General features: G+C 70.4%; 18 protein-coding genes. 9 read left to right on the top strand and 9 right to left on the bottom strand.

Annotated elements, in window-relative coordinates; translation table 11 throughout:
- Positions 1–171: 171 nt before the first annotated feature.
- From OHT74_RS21375 to pstB, 6 genes are all read left to right on the top strand, one after another.
- Positions 172–2,445, top strand: coding sequence for an RNA degradosome polyphosphate kinase (locus OHT74_RS21375; protein ID WP_266665963.1), 2,274 nt, complete (start codon positions 172–174; stop codon positions 2,443–2,445).
- Positions 2,426–3,382 (top strand): CHAD domain-containing protein, encoded by a 957-nt coding sequence (locus OHT74_RS21370; RefSeq protein WP_328621078.1) that lies wholly within the window; start codon positions 2,426–2,428, stop codon positions 3,380–3,382. The genes OHT74_RS21375 and OHT74_RS21370 overlap by 20 nt, the downstream gene beginning before the upstream one ends.
- Before the next feature lie 288 nt (positions 3,383–3,670).
- Entirely contained in the window at positions 3,671–4,810 is a 1,140-nt protein-coding gene (gene pstS / locus OHT74_RS21365; protein WP_266665961.1) for a phosphate ABC transporter substrate-binding protein PstS, read from the top strand.
- Between the two features lie 128 nt (positions 4,811–4,938).
- Positions 4,939–5,928, top strand: coding sequence for a phosphate ABC transporter permease subunit PstC (pstC, locus tag OHT74_RS21360; RefSeq protein ID WP_266665960.1), 990 nt, complete (start codon positions 4,939–4,941; stop codon positions 5,926–5,928).
- On the top strand, positions 5,928–7,010 hold the full coding sequence (gene pstA, locus OHT74_RS21355; protein WP_266665959.1) for a phosphate ABC transporter permease PstA: 1,083 nt from the start codon (positions 5,928–5,930) through the stop codon (positions 7,008–7,010). Before pstC ends, pstA begins: the two co-directional genes overlap by 1 nt.
- Before the next feature lie 30 nt (positions 7,011–7,040).
- A complete protein-coding gene (pstB, locus tag OHT74_RS21350; RefSeq protein WP_266665958.1) occupies positions 7,041–7,817 on the top strand; it encodes a phosphate ABC transporter ATP-binding protein PstB in 777 nt (258 codons plus the stop codon).
- Positions 7,818–7,947: 130 nt separating this feature from the next.
- Here the strand turns inward: pstB and OHT74_RS21345 are convergent, their stop codons facing one another.
- On the bottom strand, positions 7,948–8,949 hold the full coding sequence (locus OHT74_RS21345; protein ID WP_266665957.1) for an inorganic phosphate transporter: 1,002 nt from the start codon (positions 8,947–8,949) through the stop codon (positions 7,948–7,950).
- Positions 8,950–8,954: 5 nt separating this feature from the next.
- Positions 8,955–9,575, bottom strand: coding sequence for a DUF47 domain-containing protein (locus OHT74_RS21340; protein ID WP_030157116.1), 621 nt, complete (start codon positions 9,573–9,575; stop codon positions 8,955–8,957).
- A 207-nt stretch (positions 9,576–9,782) separates the two neighbouring features.
- On the opposite strand from OHT74_RS21340, the gene OHT74_RS21335 reads away from it, so the two are divergent.
- Positions 9,783–10,121, top strand: a complete 339-nt coding sequence (locus OHT74_RS21335) for a metal-sensitive transcriptional regulator (RefSeq protein ID WP_266665956.1) — start codon at positions 9,783–9,785, stop codon at positions 10,119–10,121.
- A gap of 27 nt (positions 10,122–10,148) precedes the next feature.
- Here the strand turns inward: OHT74_RS21335 and OHT74_RS21330 are convergent, their stop codons facing one another.
- Together OHT74_RS21330 and OHT74_RS21325 are read right to left on the bottom strand one after the other, a co-directional pair.
- Positions 10,149–10,301 carry a hypothetical protein gene (locus OHT74_RS21330; protein WP_266673446.1) on the bottom strand — a complete coding sequence of 51 codons (153 nt, stop codon included), beginning with the start codon at positions 10,299–10,301 and terminating at the stop codon, positions 10,149–10,151.
- Positions 10,302–10,462: 161 nt separating this feature from the next.
- Complete coding sequence (locus OHT74_RS21325) at positions 10,463–11,296, bottom strand: hypothetical protein (protein WP_328621077.1); 834 nt, start codon at positions 11,294–11,296, stop codon at positions 10,463–10,465.
- 132 nt (positions 11,297–11,428) lie between these two features.
- On the opposite strand from OHT74_RS21325, the gene OHT74_RS21320 reads away from it, so the two are divergent.
- Positions 11,429–11,638 (top strand): hypothetical protein, encoded by a 210-nt coding sequence (locus OHT74_RS21320; RefSeq protein WP_266673444.1) that lies wholly within the window; start codon positions 11,429–11,431, stop codon positions 11,636–11,638.
- Between the two features lie 114 nt (positions 11,639–11,752).
- On the top strand, positions 11,753–11,986 hold the full coding sequence (locus tag OHT74_RS21315) for a hypothetical protein (protein WP_266665954.1): 234 nt from the start codon (positions 11,753–11,755) through the stop codon (positions 11,984–11,986).
- Positions 11,987–12,197: 211 nt separating this feature from the next.
- Here the strand turns inward: OHT74_RS21315 and OHT74_RS21310 are convergent, their stop codons facing one another.
- The 5 genes from OHT74_RS21310 to OHT74_RS21290 all read right to left on the bottom strand — a co-directional run bounded on the left by OHT74_RS21310 (position 12,198) and on the right by OHT74_RS21290 (position 17,472).
- Positions 12,198–12,914 (bottom strand): phosphatase PAP2 family protein, encoded by a 717-nt coding sequence (locus tag OHT74_RS21310; RefSeq protein WP_328621076.1) that lies wholly within the window; start codon positions 12,912–12,914, stop codon positions 12,198–12,200.
- A 225-nt stretch (positions 12,915–13,139) separates the two neighbouring features.
- Positions 13,140–14,150, bottom strand: a complete 1,011-nt coding sequence (locus tag OHT74_RS21305) for a C40 family peptidase (RefSeq protein ID WP_328623358.1) — start codon at positions 14,148–14,150, stop codon at positions 13,140–13,142.
- Between the two features lie 76 nt (positions 14,151–14,226).
- Positions 14,227–15,900, bottom strand: a complete 1,674-nt coding sequence (locus OHT74_RS21300; protein WP_266665952.1) for a serine/threonine-protein kinase — start codon at positions 15,898–15,900, stop codon at positions 14,227–14,229.
- Positions 15,901–15,985: 85 nt separating this feature from the next.
- Positions 15,986–16,780, bottom strand: coding sequence for a thioesterase family protein (locus tag OHT74_RS21295; protein ID WP_266995494.1), 795 nt, complete (start codon positions 16,778–16,780; stop codon positions 15,986–15,988).
- Between the two features lie 83 nt (positions 16,781–16,863).
- Complete coding sequence (locus OHT74_RS21290) at positions 16,864–17,472, bottom strand: LysE family translocator (protein ID WP_266665950.1); 609 nt, start codon at positions 17,470–17,472, stop codon at positions 16,864–16,866.
- Positions 17,473–17,503: the final 31 nt, after the last annotated feature.

Genomic DNA, 17,503 nt, shown 5'->3' with positions numbered 1-17,503 from the left:
TTCCGGGCGCGGAAAAGACGTACTCGTGCACCACCCGGAGCCTGGAAGCCATACGCCATTCACCGGACCTTAAGACGCGCTTGCGACTCTCCCCGCATGCAGCCCCGACTCCGACTGACGGCGACCACTTCCGACGCGCCTGTCCTGCCGCTTGCGCGGAACAATGGAGTCATGAGCCACCAGCCCAGCGCAGGCCCCACCGAGGTCCCCGCCCAGCACCCGTCTCACACGTCCCCCGCCGCCTCCCCCGGCCCGGCGGCCAAGCCTGCGCGGATCGGCTCTATAGCCGCGCACCGCCCGCATTCCGGCCAGGGGCCCGGGCTCGCACCCGATCTCGACGCCGACCTGGACGCCTACGACGACAAAGAGAGCGGCGAGCTCCCCCCGGGGCGGTTCCTCGACCGCGAGCGCAGCTGGCTGGCCTTCAACGAGCGGGTCCTGGAGCTGGCCGAGGACCCGGCGACCCCGCTGCTGGAGCGCGCCAACTTCCTGGCGATCTTCGCGAGCAACCTCGACGAGTTCTTCATGGTCCGCGTCGCCGGCCTCAAGCGCCGCATCGCGACCGGCGTCGCCACCCGTTCGGCCTCCGGTCTGCAGCCCCGCGAGGTGCTCGACCTGATCTGGACGCGCTCGCGCGAGCTCATGGCCCGGCACGCCGCCTGCTTCCAGCAGGACATCTCCCCGCAGCTCGGCGAAGAGGGCATCCACCTCATCCGCTGGCCGGACCTCACCGAGAAGGAGCAGGCCCGCCTCTTCACGCTGTTCCGGAACCAGATCTTCCCGGTGCTCACCCCGCTGGCCGTGGACCCCGCGCACCCGTTCCCGTACATCTCCGGGCTCTCCCTGAACCTGGCCGTCGTCGTACGCAACCCGGTCAGCGGCCACCGCCACTTCGCCCGCGTCAAGGTCCCGCCGCTGCTCTCCCGCTTTCTGGAGGCCTCCCCGCAGCGCTACGTCCCCCTCGAGGACGTCATCGCCGCGCACCTGGAGGAGCTCTTCCCCGGCATGGAGGTGCTCGCGCACCACATGTTCCGGGTGACCCGCAACGAGGACCTCGAGGTCGAGGAGGACGACGCCGAGAACCTGCTCCAGGCCCTGGAGAAGGAGCTCATGCGGCGCCGCTTCGGCCCGCCGGTGCGCCTGGAGGTCGAGGAGTCCATCGACCCCGGCATCCTGGACCTCCTCGTGCAGGAGCTGAACGTCTCCGCCGCCGAGGTCTACCCGCTGCCCGGCCCGCTGGACCTGACCGGCCTCTTCGGCATCGCCTCGCTGGACCGTCCCGAGCTGAAGTACCCCAAGTTCGTCGCCGGCACCCACCGCGACCTCGCCGAGGTCGAGTCCGCGTCCGCGCCCGACATCTTCGCCGCGCTGCGCGAGCGGGACGTGCTGCTGCACCACCCGTACGACTCCTTCTCCACCTCGGTGCAGGCCTTCCTGGAGCAGGCCGCCGCCGACCCGGACGTCCTCGCGATCAAGCAGACGCTGTACCGGACCTCCGGCGACTCCCCGATCGTGGACGCCCTGATCGACGCCGCCGAATCCGGCAAGCAGGTCCTCGTACTCGTCGAGATCAAGGCCCGCTTCGACGAGCAGGCCAACATCAAGTGGGCCCGAAAGCTCGAGGAGTCCGGCTGCCACGTCGTCTACGGCCTGGTGGGCCTGAAGACCCACTGCAAGCTGTCGCTCGTCGTCCGCCAGGAGGGCGACACGCTGCGCCGCTACTCCCACGTCGGCACCGGCAACTACCACCCCAAGACCGCCCGCCTGTACGAGGACCTCGGCCTGCTCACCGCCGACCCCCAGGTCGGCGCGGACCTCTCCGACCTCTTCAACCGGCTGTCCGGGTACTCGCGCCGCGAGACCTACCGCCGGCTGATCGTCGCGCCGCGCTCGCTGCGCGACGGACTGATCGCACGGATCGACAAGGAGGCCGCCCATCACCGGGCCGGCCGCCCCGCGTACGTGCGCCTCAAGATGAACTCGATCGTCGACGAGGCCCTGATCGACTCGCTCTACCGGGCCTCCCAGGCGGGAGTGCCCGTCGACATCTGGGTCCGCGGCATCTGCGCCGTGCGTCCCGGGGTCCCCGGGCTCTCGGAGAACATCCGGGTCCGCTCGATCCTCGGCCGCTTCCTGGAACACTCCCGGGTCTTCGCCTTCGGCAACGGCGGCGAGCCCGAGGTGTGGATCGGCAGCGCCGACATGATGCACCGCAACCTCGACCGCCGCATCGAGGCACTGGTCAGGGTCGCCGACCCGGCCCACCGCGCGGCACTGGACCGGATGCTGGAAACCGGGATGTCCGACGTCACCTCCTCCTGGCACCTGGGCCCGGACGGCGAATGGACCCGGCACAGCACGGACCACGAAGGCCAGCCGCTGCGGCACGTTCAGGAGATGCTCATAGACGCCCGGAGGCGCCGGCGTGGCTCTGCCAAACCATGACCTGACAGCGTGTGGAGAGGGCTCCGCGGGTGACGTGCTCGGCACGTACCTGCGGACCCAGGCCACCGCCTTCCTGCGCGGGCTCCGCCTCCACGAGGAGAGCGGGGCCGACGCCGCGGAGGGCAGCGATGCGGCGCGCAGCCTGCGGGGGGCTGCGCGCCGGATCAGCGGGTCCCTGACCACCTTCCGGGTGGTGACCGAGTCCTCTTGGGCCGACGGGCTGCGCACCGAGCTGGTGTGGCTGTCCTCGACCCTGGCGGACGAACACGCGTACGCCGCCCGGCTGACCCGGCTGCTGGACGCCCTGCACCGGCTGTCGGGCTCGCCGGAGGTGCCCGCGCCCCGCGGTGCCTCGGGCGCGCTGACGGTGGGCTCGGCGCGGGCGGCCGCCCTGCTGGAGCGGCAGCTGACGCTGGCCCGGACCCGCGCCCACTCGGCGACCCTGCAGGCGCTGGGCTCGTCCCGGTTCCACGCGGTCGCGGACGCGGTGGCGGTCCTGGCCTCCGAGGTGGCGCTGGATCCGGTCGCGGCCCGGGGGCGGGTCGACGAGGTCCTGATCCCGCTGGCGGAGGTGGCCCGGACCCGGCTGGCGGCGGCCGTCTCGGCACTGCCGCATGCCGCCGAGGCCCACCCGTACAACCCCGACCACGACGGCTCCTGGCACGAGGTGCGCAGGCTGCTGCGGGTCCATCGCTACGCCCGGGAGGCCCTGGGCGAGGACGTGGCCCGGCTGGCTGCGGCCGGCGACGCCCTGGACCGCCACCGCGACGCCTCGGAGGCCGCGGCGGCCTCGGCGACGGCGGCCCGCACCCCGCGGATCGCCCCGGCGACGGCGTACGCGCTGGGGGTGCTGCACGCAGACCAGCGGCACGAGGTGGAGGCGGCCCGGTTCACGTTCCAGGACCTGTGGCAGCCCGCGGCGGCCCCCGCCGTCTGACCGAAAGGAATCAGCCACCCCCAGACCGGTCACATAACGGTAACGACGGGACAACGGCGGATGACACTCCGGAGCAAACCCGGCGATCCACACCAGGCCGTCCGCCATGGTTCACCGTCCGTTCACTTGCCCCGGTCGGCCACTTCACCTGATCTGCCTAATTTCAGTGATGCAAGGAGCGCGTCACCGACCAGATCGAGCGACTCGCCCTGCACCCGACGTAGTCCTCTTCGCACGCCGCCCCGACACAGAAAGCGGCCGGCGGCTTCTGGAAGGAACACCCGAAAAGTGAAGCTTCAGCGCAAGAACATGCTTCGTGCCTCCGCCCTCGGGGCGCTTGTCGTGTCCGGCGCCCTGGTCCTCACGGCGTGCGGTTCGGACGACAACACGAAGGACGGCGGCGCCGCCAGCGGCAAGCCGTCGGCCGCCGCTGCGGGCGACATCAAGTGCGACGACGCCAAGGGCAAGCTCCTGGCCTCCGGCTCCTCCGCCCAGAAGAACGCCGTCGACCTGTGGGTCAAGGCCTACATGGCCTCCTGCTCCGGCGTCGAGGTGAACTACAAGTCCTCCTCCTCCGGTGAGGGCATCGTCGCCTTCAACCAGGGCACCGTCGGCTTCGCCGGCTCGGACTCCGCGCTGAAGCCCGAGGCCGTCGAGGAGTCGAAGAAGATCTGCACCGGTGGCCAGGGCATCAACCTGCCCATGGTCGGCGGCCCCATCGCCATCGGCTTCAACGTCGCCGGCGTGGACAAGCTGACGCTGGACGCCCCCACCCTCGCCAACATCTTCAACGACAAGATCAAGAAGTGGGACGACGAGGCGATCAAGAAGCTGAACCCCGGCGTCACGCTTCCCTCCACCGCCATCCAGGCCTTCCACCGCTCCGAGGACTCGGGCACCACCGAGAACCTGGGCAAGTACCTCAAGGCCACCGCTCCCGAGGCCTGGACGTACGAGGCCGCCAAGAAGTGGCCGGCCCCCGGTGGCCAGGCCGCCTCCGGCTCCGCCGGTGTCGCCTCGCAGGTCAAGGCCGTTGACGGCGCGATCGGCTACTTCGAGCTGTCCTACGCCTCCGCGCAGAGCATCAAGACGGTCGACGTGAACACGGGCGCCGCGGCCCCGGTCAAGGCCTCCGCCGACAGCGCCTCCAAGGCCATCGCCGCCGCCAAGATCGCCGGCACCGGCTCCGACCTGGCGCTCAAGCTCGACTACACCACCAAGGCCGAGGGTGCCTACCCGATCGTCCTGGTGACGTACGAGGTCGTCTGCGACAAGGGCAACAAGCCCGAGACGCTCGCCACCGTCAAGTCCTTCCTGAACTACACCGCCTCGGACGCGGGCCAGAAGGTCCTCTCCGAGAACGGCTACGCGCCGATCCCGGCCGAGATCAACACCAAGGTCCGCGAAGTCATCAAGTCGCTGGCCTAATCGCTGAAACCCCAGGTGCCGGGCAGCTCCCGTCCGAACTGCCCGGCACCTGAGGACCCTCCCCTCCACCCAGGGGATCCGGTGCACCGCCGCCAGGGGGCCTTCCCCCCACCCAGACCGGAAAGATCATGGCTTCCACCACACCCACCCAGATAGACCAGGCTCCGCCTGTCTCCAAGAGCGGAAGGTCCACCGGCCGCGCCGGTGACAAGATCTTCGCGGGGCTCTCCAAGGGCTCCGGCATCCTGCTCCTGGTGATCATGGCGTCGATCGCCGGCTTCCTCACCTACCGTGCCTCGATCGCACTGTCGAAGAACGAGGGCAACTTCCTCACCACCTTCGACTGGAACGCGTCGGCCAACCCGCCCGTCTTCGGCATCGCCGTCCTGCTCTTCGGCACCGTCGTCAGCTCGATCATCGCGATGGCCATCGCGGTTCCGATCGCTGTCGGCATCGCCCTCTTCATCTCGCACTACGCGCCGCGCAAGCTGGCCGCCCCCCTCGCCTACGTGGTCGACCTGCTGGCCGCCGTGCCGTCGATCATCTACGGCATCTGGGGCGCGCTCTTCCTCGTCCCGCAGCTCGGGGGCCTGAACCTCTGGCTCGACGAGTACATGGGCTGGACCTACGTCTTCGACAAGACCCAGGTCGGCGTCGCGCGCTCGCTCTTCACCGTCGGCATCCTGCTCGCGATCATGATCCTCCCGATCGTGACCAGCGTCAGCCGCGAGGTCTTCCTGCAGGTCCCGCGCATGAACGAGGAGGCCGCACTGGCCCTCGGCGCGACCCGCTGGGAGGTCATCCGCATGTCGGTGCTGCCCTTCGGCCGCTCCGGCGTCATCTCCGCCTCGATGCTCGGCCTCGGCCGCGCCCTCGGCGAGACCATGGCCGTCGCCACGGTCCTCTCCCCGAGCTTCCTGATCAACGGGCACATCCTGGACCCGGGCGGCGGCACGTTCGCGCAGAACATCGCCGCGAAGTTCGACGAGGCCAACGAGTTCGGCCGCGACGCCCTGATCGCCTCCGGCCTCGTGCTCTTCCTGCTCACCCTGCTGGTCAACGGCGCAGCCCGGCTGATCATCGCCCGTCGCAAGGACTTCTCGGGGGCGAACGCCTGATGAGCCACGCACTCCAGGACCAGCGGCCCGCCCGGGCCCCGAAGTCCGCCGCTCCCGCCGGCCTCACCCGAGGCGGCCTCCCCCGCTGGGCCCCGGCCGGCATCGCGGTCCTCTCGATCGCCCTCGGCTGCGGCATCGGCGTCGTCGCCGACCTCCACAGCAAGATCCAATGGGGCCTGATCGCCGCCGTCCTGTTCCTCGCGATCACGTACACCGCCAGCGCGGTGGTCGAGAACCGCCGCCAGGCCAAGGACCGCATCGCGACCTCCATCGTGTGGGTCAGCTTCGTCCTCGCGGTCATCCCGCTGCTCTCGCTGATCTGGACCACCATCAGCCGCGGTATGGAGGCCCTCTCCGGGGACTTCCTCAGCCACTCGATGAACGGTGTCACCAGCTTCGAGGAGGGCGGCGGCGTCTACCACGCGCTGCTCGGCACCATCGAGCAGGTCGCCCTGGCCACCGCGATCGCCGCGCCGATCGGTCTGCTGACCGCCGTCTACCTGGTCGAGTACGGCCGGGGCCCGCTCGCCAAGGCCGTGACCTTCTTCGTCGACGTCATGACCGGCATCCCCTCCATCGTCGCGGGCCTCTTCATCCTGACGACCTGGAACCTGGCGCTCGGCTTCGGCCCGTCCGGCTTCGCCGGCTCGATGGCCCTGTCGATCCTGATGATGCCCGTCGTGGTCCGCTCCACCGAGGAGATGCTCAAGCTCGTCCCGAACGAGCTGCGCGAGGCCGCCCTCGCCCTCGGTGTGCCGAAGTGGCGCATGATCCTCAAGGTCGTGCTCCCCACCGCCATCGGCGGCATCGCGACCGGCGTCATGCTGGCCGTGGCCCGTATCGCCGGTGAGACCGCGCCGATCATGCTGCTGGTCTTCGGTACCCAGCTGATCAACCCGAACCCCTTCGAAGGTGCTCAGTCCTCGCTCCCGCTGTACATCTGGGAGCAGTACAAAGTCGGCAGTGACGCCTCCTACGACCGGGCATGGGCCGCAGCGCTCGTCCTGATCGCCTTCGTCATGATCCTCAATCTGGTGGCCCGCGGCATCGCCCGCTGGAAGGCCCCGAAGACCGGTCGCTGACGCGACTGTATGAAAGCGAAGTGACCCCTCATGGCGAAGCGAATCGACGTCAGCGGACTGTCCGCCTTCTACGGCGCCCACAAGGCCATCGATGACATCTCGATGACCGTGGAGCCCCGCTCCGTGACCGCCTTCATCGGCCCGTCCGGCTGCGGCAAGTCCACCTTCCTGCGCACCCTGAACCGCATGCACGAGGTCACCCCCGGCGGCCGCGTCGAGGGCAAGGTGCTCCTGGACGACGAGAACCTGTACGGCGCCGGCGTCGACCCGGTCGCGGTCCGCCGCACCGTCGGCATGGTCTTCCAGCGTCCGAACCCCTTCCCCACCATGTCGATCTTCGACAACGTGGCGGCGGGCCTGCGCCTGAACGGCAGCTTCAAGAAGTCCGAGCTCTCGGAGATCGTGGAGCGGTCCCTGAAGGGCGCCAACCTCTGGAACGAGGTCAAGGACCGCCTGAACAAGCCGGGCTCCGGCCTCTCCGGCGGCCAGCAGCAGCGTCTGTGCATCGCCCGCGCCATCGCGGTCGAGCCGCAGGTCCTGCTGATGGACGAGCCCTGCTCGGCCCTGGACCCGATCTCCACCCTCGCGATCGAGGACCTGATCGGCGAGCTGAAGGAGCGCTTCACGATCGTCATCGTGACGCACAACATGCAGCAGGCCGCCCGCGTCTCCGACCGCACCGCGTTCTTCAACCTCTCGGCGGTCGGCCAGCCCGGCAAGCTCATCGAGATCGACGACACGGACCGGATCTTCTCGAACCCGTCCGTGCAGGCGACCGAGGACTACATCTCGGGCCGCTTCGGCTAAACCGAAGCCCCTCGGATGTGAACACACGTCCTGCGGTGCTGCATGGCGGTGCCACCGCAAGGCGAAAGAAAAGGGCCGGCTCCCCCTGGGTGGGGGGAGCCGGCCCGCTTTCGTCTGCCGGTCGCGACCGCTAGCCGACGAAGGCCAGGTCGACGATCCAGAAGCTGAGCGCGGCGACCAGGGCCGCGGCCGGCATGGTGATGAACCAGCCCATGACGATGTTCTTGGCGACGCCCCAGCGGACCGCGTTGACCCGCTTGGTCGCGCCCACACCCATGATCGCCGAGGTGATCACGTGGGTGGTGGAGATCGGCGCGTGGAACAGGAACGCCGAGCCGAACATGATCGAGGCACCGGTGGTCTCGGCGGCGAAGCCCTGCGGCGGGTCCAGCTCGATGATCTTGCGGCCGAGGGTGCGCATGATGCGCCAGCCGCCCGCGTACGTACCGAGCGACAGCATCACGGCGCACACGATCTTGACCCAGATCGGGATCGGCGCGTCGGCGGTCTGCACATCGGCGATGACCAGGGCCATCACGACGATGCCCATCGTCTTCTGCGCGTCCTGGAGACCGTGGCCGAGCGCCATGCCGGCCGCGGACACGGTCTGCGCGATACGGAAGCCGTGCTTGGCCTTGTGCGGGTTCGACCGGCGGAACATCCACAAGATGGCCACCATCACCAGGTAACCGACGACCAGACCGACGACCGGCGAGACGAACATCGGGATGATGACCTTGTCGATCACCCCGCTCCAGATGACGCCCGTGCCGCCCGCCAGCGCCGCGCCCACCATGCCGCCGAACAGCGCGTGCGAGGAGGACGAGGGAAGACCGAAGTACCAGGTGATCAGGTTCCAGACGATCGCGCCGACCAGGGCCGCGAAGAGGATCCACATGCCCTGCTTGCCCGTGGGCGTTTCGATCAGCCCCTCGCTGACCGTCTTGGCGACCCCGCTGCCCAGGAAGGCACCGGCGAGGTTCATCACCGCGGCCATCGCGAGGGCGGCACGCGGGGTCAGCGCGCGGGTCGAGACCGAGGTCGCGATCGCGTTCGCCGAGTCGTGGAAACCGTTGGTGTACGTGAAACCGAGCGCGACACCGATGGTCACGATCAGAGCGAAGGTGTCCACGAGGTTCAGGACTCCTTGACCGCGATGGTCTCCACCGTGTTCGCAACGTGCTCGAACGCGTCGGCCGCCTCTTCGAGCACGTCGACGATCTGCTTGAGCTTCAGCACCTCGATGGCGTCGTACTTGCCGTTGAAGAGCTGTGCGAGCAGCTTGCGGTGGATCTGGTCGGCCTGGTTCTCGAGGCGGTTGACCTCGATCCAGTACTCGGTCAGGTTGTCCATCGTCCGCAGGTGCGGCATGGCCTCGGCGGTCAGCTCGGCCGCCCGCGCCAGCACCTCGATCTGCTGCTCGACACCCTTGGGGAGCTCTTCCACCTGGTACAGGACGACCAGGTCGACGGCCTCCTCCATGAAGTCCATGATGTCGTCGAGCGACGAGGCCAGGTTGTAGATGTCCTCGCGGTCGAACGGCGTGATGAAGGAGGAGTTCAGCTGGTGGAAGATCGCGTGAGTGGCGTCGTCCCCCGCGTGCTCGGCTGCCCGCATCCGCTCCGCGATCTCGGCCCGGGCGGAGGAGTCCGCTCCGAGCAGTTCCATAAGGAGCTTGGAGCCCGTGACGATGTTGTCCGCGGATGCGGCGAACATGTCGTAGAAGCTCGTCTCCCTGGGGGTCAGACGAAATCGCACGTGAGGTCCTCGGGGTGCATTGGATTCGGTCAGGCTGATGCTAGGCGCATCCCCCGGCCACGGCTAACCGGCGGTTCCGGGCGGTTCCCCAGTGTCCTCCATCAGGCAGAGTGAGGACCACGGGCCCCTGTCCCTTCGGCCAGGGCCCAGTACCCTATACCCATGAGGGGTATGCATACCCCTCATGTCCGGACCACGGGAGGACGCATGACTGCCATCGAGGCGGAAGGCTCCGGAGCCGACGTCGCCACCGCCGCCGGCGCGGTGCACGGCTACCACCACCAGAAGGACGAGCACCTCAAGCGGCTGCGCCGGATCGAGGGTCAGATCCGGGGTCTGCAGCGGCTCGTCGACGAGGACGTCTACTGCATCGACATACTCACCCAGGTGTCGGCGAGCACGAAGGCCCTCCAGTCCTTCGCGCTCCAGCTGCTCGAGGAGCACCTGCGGCACTGCGTCGCCGACGCGGCCGTCAAGGGCGGGAACGAGATCGACGCCAAGGTCGAGGAAGCGACGAAGGCCATCGCGCGCCTGCTGCGCACCTGAGCCCTTCGGCCGGTGCTGCGGATGCGGCTACAGCCCGAGACCCATCAGTACCTCGTCGATCCGGTCCTGGCTGAGCCGCTCCTCGACCGCCGCGGACGCCGCGATGATCAGCTCGCCGCACAGTTCGATCTCGGCGAGCGCCACGTGGTCCTGCACCGTCGTACCGCCAGCGGGAGTCACGCGTGTCACCTCAATCAGCCGTCATCGGTCATCGGGTCATCGGTCGTCGGCGCTCGATTTCTCAGCGTAGGGAGGACGGGCGCTGTGCGCATGACACGGATGGACCATTTCCGGATACCGGGCCATGGCCCGATCGCGCCGCCCCGGGACCGTCCGGCCGGCTATTCGGCGATCTTCCCGGCGTAAATGTCCCCGCTTGCGGGCAATACGACGGTCACCGGCGTCCCGAACCCGTAGAGCAGCGTGGTGGAGGAGACATCGATCACGCCATTGTTGACATAGGTGAAACGGTGCCGGACCTTCCGCAGCCGGCCCTCCTCGTCGATATAGACGTCGAAGGGAACCACGCTCTTGCTGAACCCTTTCGCCGCCGCCTCCAGTGCCCCGCGGACCGCCGGTGAGGCGCTCTTCGCGGCCTGCCCGATGTCGGTGGTCCCGCGGTAGTGCCGCACCTTGGTGCCCGCCACCTCGGTCTCGCCCACGTACGTCGCCTCCTGTACGCCGCGCAGCAGCTCGGCGGCGGCCAGCGGGTCGGTGGCCCCGCCCGTGACGAGGTTCCCGTCCGCGAGGGTCGTCGTGTCGACCCGGACCCACTTGTTGGCGGGTACGCCCGCGCCCCGGTTCTTCATGTAGAGGGCGCCGGGTACGAGCAGCTCGGTGATCGGCCGGTGCTCGTCCTTGCCGGCCGCGTCGGCCGGGAGCATCACCAGGAGCTGGCCCATCCGGTTCTTGAAGTCGACCCCGCCCTCGCCGCGGATCGTGACCCGGGTCCCGCCGGTGGCCATCTCCATCGCCGTACGGGCCTGCGCGCTGCCGGTCTTCGCCAGTAGGTCCGCGACCCCCCGGACGGTCGCGGCCGGGTCGGCGGCGGGCCGGTCGTCGTCCTTGTCCGCGCCTCCGCACCCGCTCATCGCGGCCAAGGTCACGGCCATGCCGAAGGCGAGCACCGCCTCACCCGCACGCCCGCGCCGTCGCCTGTGCTGGTGCACCACCATCGCCTGCCAACCCCCAACGCGTGACCGCTGTTTGCCCGAGGCCCCCACCCGCTCCGGTTAACGAGGTCCGGGGTTTCCCGTCACGGGCCGCCGCGGTCCCGGGCCCGTGCCGGACCCAGGTACCGTGGTGGTGTGGATCCGCACACCAAGGCGTCGCTCGTCCCTCCGCTTGAAGTCGTGCCGCTCCCCCGCCCCACCGAGCGGCCACCCGCCGGGCACTCCGCGAGCACCGCCGAGCGCGGCTCGTTCTGCCTGGCCCTCTGCACCTGCGGCTGGAGAGGTCCGGCCCGCCGATCCCGCGACCTGGCCCGCAAGGACGCGGACCGGCACAACTCGGGCTAGGCCGTCGCTGCGGGGGCAGGGTCCGGGGGCAGGGTCCGGGGGCAGGGGTCTTCTTGATCGCCCGTTCGGACGGCCCGGCTGGCCGACGCCCCCGGGAGCGGATGCCCTGGATGCATGCCAGGACCCGCACCCCGCGTCGCCGCCCTCCTCTGGGCCCTGTTCATCGCGCTCACGCCCGCCGCCGCGGCCTCGGCGCGCCCGACGGGCTCGGCGGACGGCCCGGCCGATGTGGCCCTGGCCATCGGGGCGACCACCACCGCGGCCGTGGCCACCGGTCTGTGGCTGCGCTCCCGTTACCGCCGCGAGGACGACTCGGAGCGCCACGGCGCGGAGAGCGGCGACCCGTGACCCTTCGGCCCCGCCCCCGCCCCCGCCCGAGGGCGGTCCGCCTGTGCTTCGGCGGAGCGGGCCTGTGCCTGCTGGCGGCCGTCCTGATCTCCGTATGGGACGCCTGCGCCCGGCCTTGAAAGCCAAGGGCTGTCCCGTAATCCCCGGCGGGCGCACGACGTCGGCTACGGCGCCTCGCCGCGTTGATCCACCAGGGACTACGGGACAGCCCTTAGGCGGCCAGGTCGCTCTCGTGCGTGAGGCAGGCCGGGGGCGGGGTCTGAGGCTGGGCGAGGTCCACCGGGTGCGGCAGCCCGCGGCGCTTGGCGCGGACCAGCCGCCCCGCGCGCGGGGCGCGGGCCACCGCCCGCACGAGCGGGTTCAGCAGCGCCATCGCGAGCGGCGCGAGCACCAACACGACGGCGGTGCCGAGCGCGAAGCCGCCGATGACATCGGTCGGGTAGTGGACCCCGAGGTACACGCGGCAGACGCCCTCGGCGAGGGCCAGGCCGATCCCGATGAGCCCGAGCTTCCGGTTCGCGATGAACAGGCCGACGCCCAAGGCCATGGCGAGCGTGGCGTGGTCACTGACGAAGGAGAAGTCGCCGGGGCCGGCGTCCGGTGCCGGCACGTCCAGGCCGCTGTGCTCGACGAACGGCCGCGGCCGCCCGACGAAGGCGCGCAGCGGGACGTTCACGAGGAGGGCGAGCGCGGCGGCGAACGGGGCCCACACCAGCGCGGCGAACGACTCGACGGCCGTGGACTCGTCCTGCCGGCGCGCACCGTGCCAGCACCACAGGACGAGGAGCACCAGGGCCAGCGGGATCCCGTACGCGCTGACGAGGCCGACGGCCCGGTCGACTCCGGCCGGGGCGTGCCGGGCCAGCCCGTTGATGTCGTACAGCAGGCTGACGTCCACGTTCGGCCCACTACTTGTGAGTCCAGCCATGGCGATGCGGCCCCTTGCCCTTGCTCGGTTCCCCTCGGGCGCACGCCTGCGTGCGCCCCTGAACCCCCCCGTTGATCAAGCCTGCGTCCATGGAACGCCCGTTCTGAACGCCACGTTCCACTCTCCACCGAATGATCACGGCAACGTTATCGAAGAGTGACTCATCGTCGCAGCTCAGGGCCTTGGGTTGACGCAGCGTGGCGAACGGCGCGGTGAGGGCATCCCCTAGGGGGACTTGGCGTCGGCAGCGTGGTCGGGAAGGGCCTCGGCCCCGTCCTTGGTGACACGCGTCGCGCCGAAGTAGTCCGGGGTGTCGATCTTGTCGAAGCGGATCACGGCGCCGGTGTACGGGGCGTTGATCATGTATCCGCCGCCCACGTAGAGACCGACGTGCCGGATCTCCCGAGAGTTCGTCAGATCATCGGAGAAGAACACCAGGTCACCGGGGAGCAGTTCGCCGCGCGAGGGATGCGACCCGGCGTTGTACTGGTCGTTGGCGACGCGCGGCAGCTCGATCCCCACCGACTCGTACGCGGCCTTGGTCAGCCCCGAGCAGTCGAACCGCCCGTCCTGGTCCGGCGTACCGTTGCCGCCCCACAGGTACGGGGTCCCCAACTGCTTCTGCGCGAAGTAGATGGCCCCGGCGGCCTGCTGCGAGGGCGCGACCCGCCCGACCGGCCGCTCGAAGCTCTTCGCGAGGGTCGTGATGGCCTTCACGTACCCCTGGGTCTCCTTGTACGGGGGCACCCCGCTGTACTTGATGACCGCGTACGCGCCCGCGTTGTAGGCCGCGAGCATGTTGCTCGTGGCGTCCCCGGGCACCCCCGCCACGTCCTTGGCCAGCTCGCAGTCGTACGAAGCGGCCGAGGGGATCGCATCATTGGGGTCCCAGATGTCGCGGTCGCCGTCACCGTCCCCGTCGATGCCGTGTCCGGCCCACGTGCCGGGGATGAACTGTGCGATACCGCGGGCGTCGGCCGGGCTGACGGCGCTCGGATTCCAGCCGCTCTCCGAGTACAGCTGGGCAGCCAGCAGCGCAGGTGTCATGGCCGGGCACAAGGTCCCCCACTTCTGCACCAGGTTCTGGTACTTCGCGGGGACGGCCCCCTTGGCCAGCCCGACCACGCGGCCCCCGGCCGCCCCGGCACCCACGAGGCCTGCCGCGGCCGAGTACGTCCCCACCACGATCAGCACGAGGAAGCTCAGACAGAGCCCGATCCCGATCCCACTCGCCATCCAGAATCTGCGCACCCGTCAACACTCCCCCATCCCCGTCGCTTTAACGTGTGAATCGCTCGTGTCGCCAGGTCCACTACGCCACTCGGAAGCCCGTGCAGCTGATACTCGCGTACTTCGTAGGGTCATCCTCGACGTGGTAGAAGACCACCGTCCAGTCCCCCGGGTCGTTGGCCAGGGGCACGCCGGGGTACGTCTTGCCGTTCACGTGCTCCGCGAAGTCGTCCGGGTACTTGAGCGTCAGGAAGTCGCCCGTCTTCCATTTGCTGTAGATGTCGACGGGCTTGCTGGTGAAACCCACGGCCCGGTTGTCCATGGGGAAGGGCTGTCCGGTGTCCGGGGAGAGGTCGTGCGGGGACCTGACCGCCACCGATACGTAGTACGGATCGGGTTTGGTCTCGCTGTTCTCCGCGTACTTGATGCGCATGCTGATGGTCACGGACTTCCCCGAGACCTCGGTGCCGGCCTGCATGTCGGCACCGGGCGGCTTCTGCTCCGGCCCCAGGTTGCACGCGCCGGTGCCGTGCGCGGCGCGCTCCGGGTCGGTGGAAGGCAACCAGAAGTAGTGCGAGATCTGGTTGCCCTCGATGTACTCGGCGGGCGGCTTGGCGGCGGCGCCCTTGGACGCCGAGGGCGCGGCGCTCCCCGCGCCCGGCGTCTGTCCGGGCGTGCCCGTGGCACCCGCCGCACCGTCCTCGCCCCGGCCCTGCGCGCCGCCCCCGTCGAACGGAAGCAGCAGCCAGGCGGCCAGGGCCAGCGTCGCGGCCACGGCCACGGACGCCGCGGCCCGCGGCGAACGCCACCCGGCCCCCTGCGCGGGTACCGCAACCGCCTGCTGCGTCGGCGTGTAGCCGTACGGCAAGCTCGGCCCCTGCGTCCGCATCTCGTGCACCGGCACGGCCTCGCCCAGCGCGCCCAGCCCCGCGTACACGGGGTCGTCGACCAGCGCGTCCCGTACGCCGCACCGTCCGATGACCTCGGGCAGGGCGGGCCGGGCCGCCGGGTCCTTCGCCACGCACGCCTCGATCAGGGCCGCCAGCCCCGGCTCCACCCCGGCCACGTCGACCGGCTCGTGCACCGCCCGGTAGCTCACGCTCGTCGCGGCGCCCGTACCGAACGGCGGCCGCCCGGTCGCCGCGTACGACAGCGTCGCGCCCAGCGCGAAGACGTCCGCGGCGGCCCCCGCCTCGGCCCCGAGCAGCACCTCCGGCGCGGTGTACCCCGGGGTTCCCGGGGCCTGGCCGTCCTGGGTGAGGGCCGTCTCGCCCACGCCGCGCGCGATGCCGAAGTCGATGAGCTGCGGGCCCTGCGCGCCCAGGATGACGTTCTGCGGCTTGAGGTCCCGGTGCGTCACCCCGTACGCGTGGACGCTCGCCAGCCCCTCCGCCAGCGCCGCGAACAGCCGGCGGCAGGTGTCCGCCGGCAAACCCCCGTGCTCCGCGACGGCGTGACCGAGCGTCGGGCCCGCCACGTACTCCGTGGCCAGCCAGAACGGCGGCGCCGCCAGCGAGGCGTCGATCAGGTTCGCCGTGTACGCCGACCGCACCGCGCGCACGGTCTCGGCCTCACGCCGGAAGCGGGCCAGGGCCTCGGGGTGGCCGGTGATCTCGTCCCGGATCACCTTCACGGCGACCAGGCGCCCGCCGGGCGAGCGCCCGAGGTACACCTGCCCCATCCCTCCGGCACCGAGCCGGGCCAACAGCGCGTGCACCCCGATCCGGGCGGGGTCGACGTCTCTCAGGGGCTCCATTGGAACGAGCCTGCCACACCGACTGCCGTGCCACGGAGCCGGGTTGACCAGGAAAGCGGCGGGTGACGCGGCCGGTGACGCGGCGCTAGGAGCGCGGTGCGACGAACAGGCTCTGCGCGCTCCGCCCGATCGGCCCCTTCTCGTCGTGCAGCCGGGCGTCCGCGAGCCCGATCCCGCCCGCGTCCACGCTCGTACGGGCCTCCACGCAGGCCCACTCGCCCACCGGGTGGCGGTGCAGGTGCACGGTCAGGTCGCCGTTGATGAACACGTACCGCCCGAAGTCCATGACCGAGCTGATCCCGTTGCCCGAGTCGGCGGCGATCAGGACCCGGTCCAGCGGCCGGGTCTCCTCCCCGGCTACGAGCGGCACCTTCATCCGCATCCAGCAGGTGCCGGGGCCCAGCTCCACGAACGCGCCCTCGGTGAACCGGGTCTCCATCGCCGAGTGGTAGCCGGTCTCCCACGGCACCGGGAAGAACGGCGTCACCTCCACCTCCCCGGGCGGCGGCAGCTGCGGCCCCGGGACCACACCGGGCACGGCCTCCTCGGCCACCCGGATCCGCAGCGCCCGCGCCAGCATCACCGGCGCGGCCCCGGCCGGGGCGAGGGCGGCCTCGACCACCTCCGTGCTGCGGCCGGCCCGGAGCACGGACGTGGTGATCTCCAGCGGGCCGATCGGCACCGGCCGCAGGATCTCGTACGTGATCCTCGCGATCCGCATGTCGGCGCGGGCGCCCTCCCGCTCCTCCACGGCCCGGCCGAGCAGCGCGGCCGGCGGCCCGGCATGCTGCGAGCCGGGGTCCCACGGCCCGCGCGTGTACTCGGTGGCCAGGAACCGCCCGGCATCGACCCGCTCGAAGAACGCCTCGGAGATCGCCATGCCCGGCACGCTACCGACAGGTAACCCGTCCCGCCAGGCCTACGCGGAACAGCGGCACTACGGGACAACGGAGCAACGGGACCTCAGCGGGCGAAGCCCAGCCCGACCCCGAGCCCCACCAGCACCGAGCCGATCGCCCGGTTCAGCGCCTTCTGCGCCTTCAGCATCCGGTCGCGCAGCCGGGAGTTCGAGAAGAACAGCGCGACCGCACCGAACCAGCCCAGGTGCGCCGCCGACATGAACAGCCCGTACCCGGCCTGCTGCCACACGGGGGTGTCCGGGTTGACGACCTGCGTGAACGTCGACACCACGAACAGCGTGGTCTTCGGATTGAGCACATTGGTCAGGAACCCGGACCGCAGCGCGCCCAGCCGGGTCAGCTCCGGCTTGGACTCCAAGTCCACGCTCAGCTCGGCCCGCGCCCGGAAGGTCCGGATCCCGATCCACACCAGGTACGCGGCGCCCGCCAGCTTGATCGCCGTGAACAGGGCCGTGGAGGAGGCGATCAGGAGACCGACCCCGAGCATCGTGTACGAGACGTGCACCAGCACGCCGGCCGCGACACCGGCCGCTGCGAACAGCCCGGTGGGCCGCCCGTACAGATAGCTGTTCCGGACGACCATGGCGAAATCGGCGCCGGGGCTGATCACGGCGAGGAGGGTGATGACGGCAACTGCGATCACTTCTGTCATGTACGGATGCTCACCGCACCGGCCCCCGCGA

Origin of the sequence: Streptomyces sp. NBC_00354 (genome assembly GCF_036106915.1) — a bacterium.
Taxonomy (GTDB): Bacteria; Actinomycetota; Actinomycetes; order Streptomycetales; family Streptomycetaceae; genus Streptomyces.
Note: the sequence above shows the minus strand (reverse complement) of the source record. Positions and strands in the feature narration are given on the sequence as shown.

Excerpts from the sequence above, each read along its gene's own strand:
- OHT74_RS21375 (WP_266665963.1), top strand. The coding sequence starts at position 172 with ATGAGCCACCAGCCCAGCGCAGGCCCCACCGAGGTCCCCGCCCAGCAC.
- pstC (WP_266665960.1), top strand. The coding sequence starts at position 4,939 with ATGGCTTCCACCACACCCACCCAGATAGACCAGGCTCCGCCTGTCTCC.
- pstA (WP_266665959.1), top strand. The coding sequence starts at position 5,928 with ATGAGCCACGCACTCCAGGACCAGCGGCCCGCCCGGGCCCCGAAGTCC.
- pstB (WP_266665958.1), top strand. The coding sequence starts at position 7,041 with ATGGCGAAGCGAATCGACGTCAGCGGACTGTCCGCCTTCTACGGCGCC.
- OHT74_RS21335 (WP_266665956.1), top strand. The coding sequence starts at position 9,783 with ATGACTGCCATCGAGGCGGAAGGCTCCGGAGCCGACGTCGCCACCGCC.
- OHT74_RS21325 (WP_328621077.1), bottom strand. The coding sequence starts at position 11,296 with ATGGTGGTGCACCAGCACAGGCGACGGCGCGGGCGTGCGGGTGAGGCG.
- OHT74_RS21315 (WP_266665954.1), top strand. The coding sequence starts at position 11,753 with ATGCCAGGACCCGCACCCCGCGTCGCCGCCCTCCTCTGGGCCCTGTTC.
- OHT74_RS21310 (WP_328621076.1), bottom strand. The coding sequence starts at position 12,914 with ATGGCTGGACTCACAAGTAGTGGGCCGAACGTGGACGTCAGCCTGCTG.
- OHT74_RS21305 (WP_328623358.1), bottom strand. The coding sequence starts at position 14,150 with ATGGCGAGTGGGATCGGGATCGGGCTCTGTCTGAGCTTCCTCGTGCTG.
- OHT74_RS21300 (WP_266665952.1), bottom strand. The coding sequence starts at position 15,900 with ATGGAGCCCCTGAGAGACGTCGACCCCGCCCGGATCGGGGTGCACGCG.
- OHT74_RS21295 (WP_266995494.1), bottom strand. The coding sequence starts at position 16,780 with ATGGCGATCTCCGAGGCGTTCTTCGAGCGGGTCGATGCCGGGCGGTTC.
- OHT74_RS21290 (WP_266665950.1), bottom strand. The coding sequence starts at position 17,472 with ATGACAGAAGTGATCGCAGTTGCCGTCATCACCCTCCTCGCCGTGATC.